Annotated in this window: 11 protein-coding genes; 9 read left to right on the top strand and 2 right to left on the bottom strand. The window is 49.2% G+C overall.

Features of this window, described 5'->3' with window-relative positions; all coding sequences use genetic code 11:
* Positions 1–58: 58 nt before the first annotated feature.
* Positions 59–817, bottom strand: a complete 759-nt coding sequence (locus AQR02_RS14795) for a MurR/RpiR family transcriptional regulator (protein WP_054941133.1) — start codon at positions 815–817, stop codon at positions 59–61.
* Between the two features lie 181 nt (positions 818–998).
* Here AQR02_RS14795 and AQR02_RS14790 point away from each other — a divergent pair, with 181 nt between their 5' ends.
* From AQR02_RS14790 to AQR02_RS14755, 8 genes are all read left to right on the top strand, one after another.
* On the top strand, positions 999–1883 hold the full coding sequence (locus tag AQR02_RS14790) for a DUF8171 family membrane protein (RefSeq protein WP_054941132.1): 885 nt from the start codon (positions 999–1001) through the stop codon (positions 1881–1883).
* Positions 1876–3627 (top strand): ABC transporter ATP-binding protein, encoded by a 1752-nt coding sequence (locus tag AQR02_RS14785; protein ID WP_054941131.1) that lies wholly within the window; start codon positions 1876–1878, stop codon positions 3625–3627. The genes AQR02_RS14790 and AQR02_RS14785 overlap by 8 nt, the downstream gene beginning before the upstream one ends.
* Positions 3611–4447 carry an energy-coupling factor transporter transmembrane component T family protein gene (locus tag AQR02_RS14780; protein WP_342447457.1) on the top strand — a complete coding sequence of 279 codons (837 nt, stop codon included), beginning with the start codon at positions 3611–3613 and terminating at the stop codon, positions 4445–4447. The genes AQR02_RS14785 and AQR02_RS14780 overlap by 17 nt, the downstream gene beginning before the upstream one ends.
* Before the next feature lie 29 nt (positions 4448–4476).
* Complete coding sequence (locus AQR02_RS14775) at positions 4477–5268, top strand: PHP domain-containing protein (RefSeq protein WP_054941130.1); 792 nt, start codon at positions 4477–4479, stop codon at positions 5266–5268.
* A gap of 193 nt (positions 5269–5461) precedes the next feature.
* Positions 5462–6091, top strand: a complete 630-nt coding sequence (locus AQR02_RS14770; protein WP_054941129.1) for a hypothetical protein — start codon at positions 5462–5464, stop codon at positions 6089–6091.
* 95 nt (positions 6092–6186) lie between these two features.
* Complete coding sequence (locus AQR02_RS14765) at positions 6187–6651, top strand: GNAT family N-acetyltransferase (protein ID WP_054941128.1); 465 nt, start codon at positions 6187–6189, stop codon at positions 6649–6651.
* 190 nt (positions 6652–6841) lie between these two features.
* Positions 6842–7195 (top strand): hypothetical protein, encoded by a 354-nt coding sequence (locus tag AQR02_RS14760; RefSeq protein WP_054941127.1) that lies wholly within the window; start codon positions 6842–6844, stop codon positions 7193–7195.
* A gap of 548 nt (positions 7196–7743) precedes the next feature.
* The gene (locus tag AQR02_RS14755) at positions 7744–9990 is read left to right on the top strand and encodes a helix-turn-helix domain-containing protein (RefSeq protein WP_054941126.1); all 2247 of its coding nucleotides are present in this window, start codon (positions 7744–7746) and stop codon (positions 9988–9990) included.
* A gap of 131 nt (positions 9991–10121) precedes the next feature.
* Here the strand turns inward: AQR02_RS14755 and AQR02_RS14750 are convergent, their stop codons facing one another.
* Positions 10122–11006: a carbohydrate ABC transporter permease gene (locus AQR02_RS14750; RefSeq protein ID WP_054941125.1), complete on the bottom strand. Its 885-nt coding sequence runs from the start codon at positions 11004–11006 to the stop codon at positions 10122–10124.
* A 281-nt stretch (positions 11007–11287) separates the two neighbouring features.
* On the opposite strand from AQR02_RS14750, the gene AQR02_RS14745 reads away from it, so the two are divergent.
* A partial coding sequence (locus AQR02_RS14745; protein WP_425339979.1) for an ABC transporter permease subunit occupies positions 11288–11934 on the top strand: 647 nt, incomplete at its 3' end.

The raw sequence follows: 11934 nt of genomic DNA, 5'->3' as shown, positions 1-11934 counted from the left end.
ACTACCATACTGCGCCCGCAGTTTCTGAAGCTTCTCAAGCTTGCGCAGACTGCTGTCTTTATTGAGCAGACCAACGCCGAGAATCAGGTTCTCGATGATATAAGTCGGTCCGACCATCGAATGAAATTCCCACACCTCGCCGCGCCCCGCGTAGAGCACAATATCGGCGTCCTGCGAGCGGGGATAGACCAGTCTGTCGGTAATCAGGATGACGAGATAGCCCGCATCGCGCGCATAGTCGAGAATGACCTCCGTTTCCGGCAAAAGCTGGACAAAACCGAACACCAGCACGACATCTTTTTTTGCCGGCATGCATCAGGGCTTCCATCAGCTCATGGCCGCTTGGCGCCATCCGTTTCAGGTTGAGGCCATATCTGGCCATCCGGTAGGCCATCAGCTCAGCAAGACCCACGCAGGGGCCGGGGCTATAGATGTAAATATGCTTCGCGTTGGATAAAGCTTCCACTGCGCGCTGCAGCAGCGCTTCATTCAGATAGCGGCTGGTTTCCTGCAGGTGGTGGGAAGCAACCTCCAGCAGCATTTGCGGCAGGGAGCTGCCGCCGGTCCGCTGCATGGCATCGCGCATTTTCTCTGAAGGGGTGGATTCGAAGCGGAAGCGCAGGCTGTTCTTGAAATCCTTGGCATGCCGGTAGCCGGCCGCCTTCCAGAACCGGGACACTGAAGCGATGCTTATATGCAGCTCGTCAGCCATTTCCTGCTCGGTCATATAGAGGACCCGCAGCTCGTTTTTTTGAATGAAATCGGCAATGACCCGCTGGTTCGGCGAGAACGGCCGGCGGTTCCAATCTTTGTACATAGGCTGTTGACCTCCTGAACATAAAGATGCTTCTCCACTATAGCCTGCCAGTATGATGTAAATATTTTTACAGCGTTAAAAATCATGGAAAAAAGATTACACCCTGTTAACAAACGGAAAAAGCTGCCCTGACATGCTCTCCCTATACTTAAGTTAAATTCCTGAAGGGGGCTAAGAAGTAATGAGTACCTTGAAAACGCGCTATACCCTTACCCAGTCGCAGAAAATGATGATTTTTGTGCTGTCCATGTCACTCTACGGATTATCCAACATGTTCACGGAGCTGATCCCGAGTGTGCAGCTGGGGCCGGTTGAGCTGTCGGTTGAGTATTTTGCCTTCATTCCGCTGACGCTGTGCATGCTGTTTCATCCGCTGTATGCTGCCGTGGGAGCGGCGGTCGGAGAAGTCATCTTCGGCGAGCTGATGCTGGGCCAGTTCGGCGGGCTGGGGGAGCTGGAGAAATTTATTACTTTCTCACTGGCAATGTATATCGCTGGCCGGATGGTATCCGATCCGAAGAACCGCAGGCAGGTCGGGATCGCGGCGATTAGCGGGGTGGCGATTCACCAGTTCTGCAGCTCCGTGATCGACATTGTTAAGGTGTGGGTCGGTGTGGAGGAGCTTGAAGCGGTTAAAGGCCTGGCGGAAAGTATAGTAATTATCGAAGGTGTCGGCTTCCTGAACGATGTACTGTTCTCTGGGATTCTGTTCGCGCTGCTGCCGACCATGTATCTGGTGCCGCGTCTCTACGGCAAAATCGAGCCTTTGCTTGGCATGAAGCCGCGTGAACGGAATATGCAGTATGCATCAGGCGGCGGGAACCGGCTGTCTCCGAAGCTGGCGGTCGGCGGAATCCTGCTAGCCCTGGTGGCCCTTGGCGCAGAGCTGCTATCGGAATCGGGCTGGAGCATTGGCGAGTTTGAGCTGCCGGGAGCAGAATCCAATGAAGCCATGCTGATCTGGATCAGCATGCTGGCTGCCGCACTGATCGCGGCGCTGGCAATTATCTTCACCCTGCGCCGTGCTTCGCGCAGGCGGCAGGAAGCGGGGCAGCTGGATGGATAAGCCGGTACTGGAACTGAGGAATGTCTCCTTTACGTATCCCGGCGCGGAGCAGCCAGTCTTGCAGGAGGTTTCCTTCAGCCTGCGGAAAGGGGATTTTGTTGCGGTCATCGGAAGCAACGGCTCTGGCAAATCGACGCTGTGCAAATGCTTCAACGGTCTGATCCCGCATTACTACACCGGTGATTTCGAAGGGGAGGTTATGCTGCTCGGAGAGTCTGCGGAGGGCAAAAGCGTAAGCGAGTTGTCCAGGCATATCGGCTATGTCTATCAGGATTTTGAGAATCAGCTGGTCCGTCCGACGGTGATGGATGATGTGTGCTTTACACCGCTGAACTACGGGCTGCCTGATTACCGGGAACGGGGAATGCGGGCGCTGGAGCTGACGGGGCTTCACGGCATGGGCCGTGAATTTATCTGGCAGCTCAGCGGAGGGCAGAAGCATCTGCTGGCGCTGGCCGGAGCGCTGGCCATGGACCCGGATATTCTCGTGATCGACGAACCGGTGGCCCAGCTTGATCCGCAGCATGCCCGGCAGATCTATGACATTCTGCGCAGGCTGAACGAGCAGCACGGCAAGACGATTGTCGTCATCGAGCATCATGCCGAGTTCATTGCGGAATACTGCCGCACGGTGGTGCTGATGGATGCGGGGAGGCTGCGCTGGCAGAAGCCGGTGCGCGAAGCATTAAGCTCAGTTGAGGAGCTGCTGAGCCTAGGCATCTATCCGCCCGATGTCACCCGGGCGGCCTGGCTGCTGCAGACGGACCGGCAGGCTGCAGCAGGTTATCCGCTGAGCAGCGAGGAAGGACGGAGCTGCTTCATGCGCCGCTTGTCTCCGGTGGATATCCAGGCAACGTCGGCGCAGCCACAGATAAGTGACTTACACTCTGCTCCCCCTGAGGTGAAGCCGGTTGTAGAAATGGAGCATATCCGGCTGTCTTACCGTACAATCCACAAAACGCTCCATCCGGTGCTGAACGGCATCAGCCTGGAGCTGTACTCCGGGGAGCGTGTGGCACTGATCGGCAATAATGGGGCGGGCAAATCCTCGCTCATGAAGCTGATTGCCGGCATTACCGCTCCGACCGGCGGCACGGTGAAAGTTAAGGGCATCACCGTCAACGGTATGCCACCGGAACGGCTGGCGGGCATCGCTTCTTACGTGTTCCAGAACCCTGAAGATATGTTCATAGATGATTCGGTGCGCGGTGAGATCGCTTATTACTTGAAGGCCAGAGGGCTAAAGGATAGGGACGAAAGAGTCGATGCCATGCTGGAGGCCTTCCGTCTCCAGGAGCTGGCCGGGCGGGACGCCCGGCTGCTCAGCGGAGGGCAGCAGCGCAGGGTGTCGCTGGCGATTGGCGCTGCCGTCCGCCCGGCAGTCATGCTGCTGGATGAGCCGACAGCCAATCTGGACATTTCAACGAAGCAGGAGATGACCCGGGTACTCCAAACCCTGCGCGGCCATGTGGAGACGGTTGTCATTGCGACACACGATATGGCGCTGGTGGCCGAATGGGCCAGCCGGATTATCGTGATGAGCGAAGGGATAATCCTTGCCGACGGCGGCAAGGATGAAATCTTCTCCGACGGCCAGCTGCTGCGGCGTGCCGGGCTGGCTGAAACGCAGCTGATGGAAATGAGCCGGCTGCTGGAGCTGCCGCGGATTTGCTGCAGCCTGGAGGAGTTCGTGGCCCGGTCCGAATGGAGGAAGGAGGAGCTTGTTCATGGTGGAAGCCGTTAAACGGGCGCTTAACCGCATATCGGTGGAGCAGATCAAGCTGGAGCTGCTGGGTACAGCCTATAACAGCAGCAGTACATTTCTGGGCAGGCTTGATCCGCGTATGCTGCTGATCTGGTATTTGTTCTTCGCCATTACGCCGTGGTTTGTGTACAACCGGACCATTCTGCTTGGCATGTTTGTATTTATGGTAGTAACTACGGTGCTCTCGCGGGTCAGCCCCTACATTGTGTTTATCCTCTGTCTGGGTCTGGTCAGCCAGATCGGCTGGATGTTTCTGCTGTCGCTCTTCTTTGGCGGCGGGGTGGAGTCACTGCTGCCGATGCTGACCCTTACGCTGAAGCTCTCCGTCATTTCCCTGGCGAGCATTACCGTCTTCTCCAGTCTCGACCCGGAACGGCTAAGTGACGGTCTGTCCGCACTCGGTGTCCCGGATGCCTTTGCCTTCAGCCTGTCTTACGGATACCGCATTCTGCCTACACTGCTGGAGGAATTCCATCAGATCCTGCTATCGTTCAGGCTTAGAGGCCAAAGGCCGCTCAAGCACGGATTCCTCTACATGCGCACCGCCGCCTATTATTTGCGGATTCTCGTGCTGGTCTTTTATCCGCTGATGCTGAATACGGCCAAACGCTCGCGGACCACCGTAGAAGCGCTTGAGACCAGAGGCTACACCTATGCGGTCAATAATCCGCAGGTCAAAAAGCTGCGCCTGTCCTACCTGGCGATGCAGCGCAGAGACTGGCTGTTCGCCGCATTCTCCGCTGTATATGTCGGCCTGCTGTTTCTTTTGGGAACCGTGTTTCCCAATCTGATCTACTAATCCCAGGAACTAAGGAGTGTCATCCACTTATGAATATAGATCTGCACACCCATGGTAAGCTGTCGAAAAAATCCGATTTCTCCGTAGACTATTTCCGCGAAATGGTCAGCGAGGCTGTGGCGAACGGGCTGCAGGCACTGGCGCTGACCGAGCATTTCAATACATCGAATTTCTTCGGAATGTATGAGACACTGGATAGGCTATATCCCTACAACGGCCACTATTATGAGGCGGATGGCCTCCGCATTTTTCCCGGGATGGAAGTGGATATCGCCGAGACCGGCCATATTCTGCTGATCGGGCTGAAGGAGGATATCCTGTCTGTCCGTTCCGCGCTGGAGGGACATACCCGGGAAGGGGAATTCATCTCTTTTGAGGAGCTGCTGGATCTTGCGGACCGCCACGGATTATGGAAAATCGGTGCCCATCCGTTCCGTACCTCTACGCCCCTGCACCATTTGGATCCGCAGCTGCTGGCCCGGCTGGACGCTTTTGATATGAATGCCAAGGATATTTATATGCAAGGGGCGGACACTTACCGGGCACTGATTGAGCCGTTTGCCCATAGACTTGGAGTTCCTGTCATTGCCGGCAGTGACAGCCACCAATGCCTGCAATATGGCAGTGTCGTGAACCGGCTGGAGCTGGACTGCTCCACTGTAGAGGAATTGAGAGCAGCGGTAAACCGGAGACAATATTCGATCGAAGTCTCACCCTGCCTGCACACGAAGGTGAAGGGCTCGATCATGATGAAGAAGCTGCTCAAGCAAATGCAGGGCGAGGCTCCATCAAGAGACGAGGAAGCCGAGTATAGCGCCTAGAAGAGTGTACTTGGCTCGGGTGTTTCAGAGCTTGAACTGTTAGAAAAAGCCGCGATTCTCTTTTATCAGGAGAAGCCGCGGCTTACTGCATTTATAGACTTAGTGCCCAAATCAAATAAAGTTCTAGACTGAAAAAGACATTTTATTTACCATGAAAATTGCTATGCATGGAAAGATGAAAGGGTGAGGATTCATGGAAGTAGAGGTGTTAGAACGTTTACCAAATCCAATAATCTTAAAAAAGCTAATGAAATTCCAAGCATCACTAAATATTATTCTTTGTCAAGATGAATGGCTTCGTTACCATAGCTTTGTTCGAGATTGGGATGAGGCAGTTTGTATGGCGAAAATAGATAATGGAGCAGGTGACCATCTGATTATTTTGTTTTCCCCTGAAGGCTCCATAATAAAGGGCTTCGATCATGAATCTGAATTAAGCCCATATGCGCAAGATGAACATAAAGTATGGCAAGGGATTTATGATGACGTTCCAAAGGGATTATTATCTTTACTTGATGATGCAATTGCAAAAGACGATGTGACTTTTTGTATTTGGCGTAAAAACAGTGATATTAACTGGCACAAGGGAAAAGTTGATATTCCAAAAGGGGAAAGCGATGGTTCTGATTTTTTAGTGGGCTGTATATTCCTTACACCAGAGGATTTTGTAGAATTTGCAATAGGTTATTTTGAATGTTCACCATCACTAGATGTTGTTGCAAAAATTTACGATGATCACCCCATTACGGAAGAGATGATCAATATCTTAAATCCCAACTGTGATTCAAAGGAAGTTCTTCAAGAGTTAGAGTTATTAGGCTAAAGGGGTAGAGAAGGTAAAATGATTGCTAACGGAAAAAAATATCGATAAAGCATCGCTGTGATTTAAAAGATTTAAGAAATGAAAGGAGAATTAAAATGGCTTATGAATTTAGTGTCATAACACAAGAACAAGCAGAAAATATTGCGCTTAACTGGCATTATGATGGCGAATATTCATTTTATGATATGGAAGCTGATGAAGAAGATTTAGCTGAATTTTTAAACCCAGAAGAACGAGGGAACTCAACGTTTGCTGTAACAAAAGAAAATGAATTGGTTGCGTTTTTTAGTTTTAGTCAACTTGCCGACAGAACCTTCGATATTGGTTTAGGAATGAGACCAGATTTAACTGGAAAAGGCAATGGGATTGAATTTCTAAGGGCAGGTATCAACTTTATTCAATCAGAATTTAAACCTGATAAAATCACATTATCAGTTGCAACTTTTAATTTAAGAGCGATAAAGTTATATAGCAAAATCGGATTTAAAGATTTAGAGACTTTTATCCAAGATACAAATGGAAGTACATTTGAGTTTCTAAAGATGGTATATAAATGTTAAAAAACCAATTAAAGTAACCAGAACTTTAATTAAATGATACACATTAATGAGCAGGCGCTATGGGAGCCTGCTGCTTGAATTGAAGTAACGGGCAGTTTAAATTTTTATGAAGAAAAGAGGTGTTTGTGGTATTATTTGTAATTATTGGTTATGAAATAAATGGATTATTTGAAAATGGGGGGATCAGAATATGGAGCGTAAAATTCAACTAATGGAAACCTACGTAAATATCGACTTTGGAAACTCACCCTTTTTAAAATTAGATAAAGGGTTGCAAATTCCATACTCTTCAATCACAGGAATAACAACAGGTAGACCGATACCAAATGCTTTTAAACTATATGGTGCTTTATTAGGAGGAATGAGAAATGGGTTATTTAGATCAAATGGTGGTTATCAACTGCACTTTTTTGAGAATGAGCTTGAAACTCTTCATTTAGATTTGAATAGCTTTAAAGTTGGTAAGTTCAAAATATCAAAGTTGATCATTGGTGTTGAAAATCCTGAAGAAATAAGTAAAAACATTTCCGAAAGAGTGAAGTGATAATTTGTTGATGAACTGTTCTTTGAACTAACTGGAAACGTTAGTTGAATAACAGCGGCAGTCTAAGACTTTATTTATCAAGTCTTGGTTCGCCGCTGTTATTGTTAATGTCTCCAGTCTAATACTTTATTTTCACCGAACACTTAGGAGCCGATTGTTATATAACGTATCTATAGTAATATAATGGATCAATTGGATGTTAAACATCATTTTTATGACATGATTACGAGTATAGAACACGTTAACAACAATTCAGTCTTATTTCTGTTCATCTTTCTTTGTAATGAGCAGGAGATCGTTCAATTTAAAGAGGACTCCTCAGTTTTCAAGTGAAGAACTGCAATTTTTTTGTCGGATTAAGCCAATATTGGTAAGGTGTTATTCCCGGTTAAGAGAAGCATAGGCCCCGATTGTTAACGTTATCAATAAGAGGATGCAAACAGGATATGCAAGGTGTATTTTGGTGCACACGTTAAAAAAATCATGGCAGCCACACTTTGAAAGCGCTATAATTATTAGTATTGAGTATAAATTAAAGGGGTAGCGCAATGAGAAAAGGCAGAATGTTTTACGGGATTTTTATTCCGATACTCATCCTCGGTGTGGGGCTGGTAGCCAGCTTCGGCAGTTATATTTATATTAGTACGATTCAATCCGTGGTCGGTCAGTTCTCGAACAGCAAACAAAGCTATATTGAGCAGATTAAGAACAACCTGGAGCATAAGATTCAGAGTATTGAGTATGCCTTCAACACTTATAGTACAACCAGCTCCTTTCAAGACGTGGTTACGAATCCGATTACCATTCAAGACTTCGTGGCTTACCGTAACGTCAATTCCCAGCTGAATTATATCGCTTCTATGACTGCGGAGGGCACGGAATATTCCTTGATCAGTCTGGAACAGAACTGGCAGATCATGAATGAGCGGCTCACCAGCCTGACGGAGGCGGATGTGGAGCAGCTGCGTGAGAAGTACATCGACAATCAGGATCAGAGCCTGTTCTGGATCAAGACTGATAAGGGTATCCGCTTCGTCAACACGCTCCCGGTGTTCTCCAGTAAAAAGCAGGCGATCGCGTTATCCGATATTTCGAAATATACGCTGGATAACATCATCAAGACCGAGAAGACTTCGCTGGTCTATATTCTCAATAAATCAGGAGAGCTGCTGTACGAATCCGCGCCGGGCACCGAAGGCCTGACCTCCGGGCAGTTTCAGGAGCTGAGCAGAACTATCGCCTCCGGTGAAGAGAATAGTATGGTCAAGCTGGACGCAGGGGGCCGTCAACCCCTTCAGCTGCTCTATGCCAAGTCCTCCTATAATAACTGGATTTATCTCACGATGCTGGATCAGGACGAGATTGCCGGCACACTCAAAATGACTAAGTACGGACTGTATGCCCTGGGGCTGCTGTCCATTCTGCTGATATGGATTGTAGCTTATTTAATCGCGCTATATTTTACGAAGCCCATCCAGCAGATTAAGCGGAGCCTGTCCATCGTTCCGCAAGCGGATTCCGCTAAGAATGAGATCGAGTATATTATGCATTCTATCGATACAATTCTTTCGGAGAAGGAATCACTTGAGAGCCTGATTGAAGCGGAAATGCCACAGCTGGAGACACAGCTGATTCTTAACCTGTTCAGGGCCCGCGTCACCCCGGAGGAGCTGGAGAAGAACCTGCAGCGCTTCGGGTATGCACCGAACGGGAACGGGAGATATGCTGCGATGCTGATACAGTTGGACAGCCTTGGTGAGCAAGGGACCACTAATAAGGACGTACTGCTGCTGGCCATTAACAAGATGGTTGAAGAAGTCATTCCGAAGCAGCAGCGGATGCTGCCCATCATTCTGAACGATGATACCCAGGTTACGATCCTGACCTTCCCGAAGGAGAGTGAGCAGGAGCTGAACAAAGAGCTGCTGGACTATGCGACTGCACTGCTGAAGGCGGCGCGGAATTATCTGAAAGTCCCGATCAGCATCGGCATCAGCAACTCATATACAGATCTGCTGGAGAGCAAAGAGGCCTGTGAGATGGGCAAGCAGGCGCTGCATCAGCGGCTGAATCTCGGCAAGGAATCGATCATCTTTTATGAGGATATCTCGATGGTCGTTTCCGGTCCGGTCTTGCTCCACTATCCGGCTGAGCTGGAATCGCAGCTGTTCAACGCCATCCGCCTGGGGGATAAGGAGCAGGTAGACGAGGCGCTCTATCCTTTCCTGGCCCAGCTGATCGGCAAGAACAAAAGCACGCTGAACTTTGAGGTCATGCTGGTGCGTCTGGTGAACAACCTGATTCAGCTGGAGCAGCATCTGGGCATCCAGGTTCTGCTGACCCAGGACAACAATAAGCTGTACCACCGGGTACTGGATATCCGCAATCCGGAAGAGATTGAACGCCTGCTGGTACAGGAGGTTATCTATCCGATGACCTATACCATGAAAGAGAAGATGAGCAAGCAATTCCGCTGCCTGTCTGATAAAATCACCGCCATCGTTGCTGCCGAATATGACTGTGAGCTTACGCTGGAGAGCATCGGCGAGCGGCTGCATTATAATCCGAATTATCTGAGCAGCATCTTCAAAAAGGAATACGGTACAGCGTTCAGTGAGTACCTGATGAACTACCGGCTGGAGATGGCGAAGAAGTGGCTCTCGGAGACAGATATGACGATTAAAGAGATTGCCGAGCGTCTGCAGTATCATAACCCGCAGAATTTCATCCGCTCCTTCCGCAAGAAAGAACAGGTGACACCGGGCACTTACCGCAAGCTGCAGCAGGGGGCGTAAGGCAGGCAGTCCAGAGCACAAGCAGTAACGAATTTAGAAATTCCCGGTTACACAGAAACGGTACCGTCCTTAGGTTAAGGCGATACCGTTTCTTTATAATTAAATAGATTGAATTTATATGCGTTGAGCTCCTACCCCTTAACAGCTCCCATCAGGGCGCCTTTGGTGAAGTGCTTCTGAACGAAAGGATAAGCGATCAGCATGGGAACGGTGGCAACGACAATGACTGCCATTTTGATCGTCTGGGCCGGCGGCACAATATCAACCGATGTTCCCTCGGCCTGCATCCCGCTGGAGACGATAACGATCTGGCGGAGCAGTACCTGAATCGGCCATTTTACCGAATCATTAATATAGAGAATGGCGTTCATGTACGTGTTCCAGTAAGCTACGGCATAGAACAGGGAGATGGTCGCGATGGACGGCAGGGCCAGCGGCAGCATGATTTTCAGGAAAATCCCAAAGTCATTGCTTCCGTCAATCCTGGCCGATTCCTCAAGACTGTCCGGCAGGGCCTGGAAGAAGTTGCGCATGATAATCATATTGAAGGCATTGATCGCTACCGGAAAAACCAGGGACCAGTAGGAATTGATAAGCCCGACGGATTTGACAACGAGAAAGGTAGGGATCATCCCGCCGCTGAACAGCATGGAGAACACAACAATGAAGTTAATGGTGTTGCGCAGCGGCAGATACCTTCTGGACAGGCCGTAGGCCATCAGTGCGGTCAGGATCATACTTACGATGGTACCCACAATGGTAACACCTACGGACACGCCCAAACCTTTAAAAATTGTCGGAGTTGAAAGGATATAGCGGTAGGCATCCAGTGAAAAGGTAGTCGGGAACAGAATGAATTTTTTCGCAATCACTTCCTGGGTGGTCGCGAAGGAGCTGGCGATAATATTTACAAAAGGCAAGAGACAGGCAAGGGCGATCAGAATCAGTATGCTCGTATTTACAATCATAAATATACGGCCGCCGAGTGATTCTTTTCTTCGTGAGCTGTGGTTCATTTCATATCCTCCTCGTAATCGGTTACCTCTCAATCGTAACAAGAGGGCCAGATTACGTATATAATCCGGGCATGAGGTGTTCGCCTCACAGCCTCGCAGGATGCATGAATCCGCACATAATCATTATCTTCGGCTGTAATCATCACAGGAGGTCAAGAAAGCGCAAACACTGTAGCCAAAGGGGTCCGGGGCACGTTAGTCACATAATGATTATATACGTAATCTCTGGAGTTCCGTAGTCTAGAGAGCGTAATCCCCGAATGACCAAAGGAGGCTGACAAGTGAAAGTTTCAAGTATCACCGCACCAACAAATTTGCATCTGGAAAAGAGGAAAAGCACAGCATTCCTGTCTGCAGTAAAGAAATACAAGCTTTTATATCTGATGATATTGCCCGGGCTGATGTATTTCGTCGTCTTTAAGTACATGCCGATGGGCGGCCTGGTGATTGCGTTTCAGGATTATCAGCCGTTTCTTGGAATCGCGGGCAGCGAATGGGTCGGGTTCAAGCATTTCATCCGCCTGTTCACCGAACCTACCTTTATGATGCTTCTGCGCAACACACTGATACTGTTCGCTATGAACATTGTGATTTTCTTCCCGTTGCCGATTATCGTAGCTTTAATGTTAAATGAACTTAGGAACCGTCATCTGAAAAACTGGATTCAGACGATAATCTACATTCCCCACTTCATGTCATGGGTTATTATTGTTTCGATTACCTATGTATTCATGACTGTGGACGGTGGCGTCATCAACGAAATCATCGCCAGTCTAGGCGGCAAAAAAATCAGCTTCCTGACCTCGCCGGAATGGCTTCGCACGATCTATATCGGGCAGATCATCTGGAAAGAGCTCGGCTGGTCCACTATCATTTATCTGGCCGCCATTACTGTAGTAGACCCTCAGCTGTATGAAGCTGCGGAAAT

Source organism: Paenibacillus ihuae (assembly GCF_001368795.1).
GTDB lineage: Bacteria > Bacillota > Bacilli > Paenibacillales > Paenibacillaceae > Paenibacillus_AQ > Paenibacillus_AQ ihuae.
Note: the sequence above shows the minus strand (reverse complement) of the source record. Positions and strands in the feature narration are given on the sequence as shown.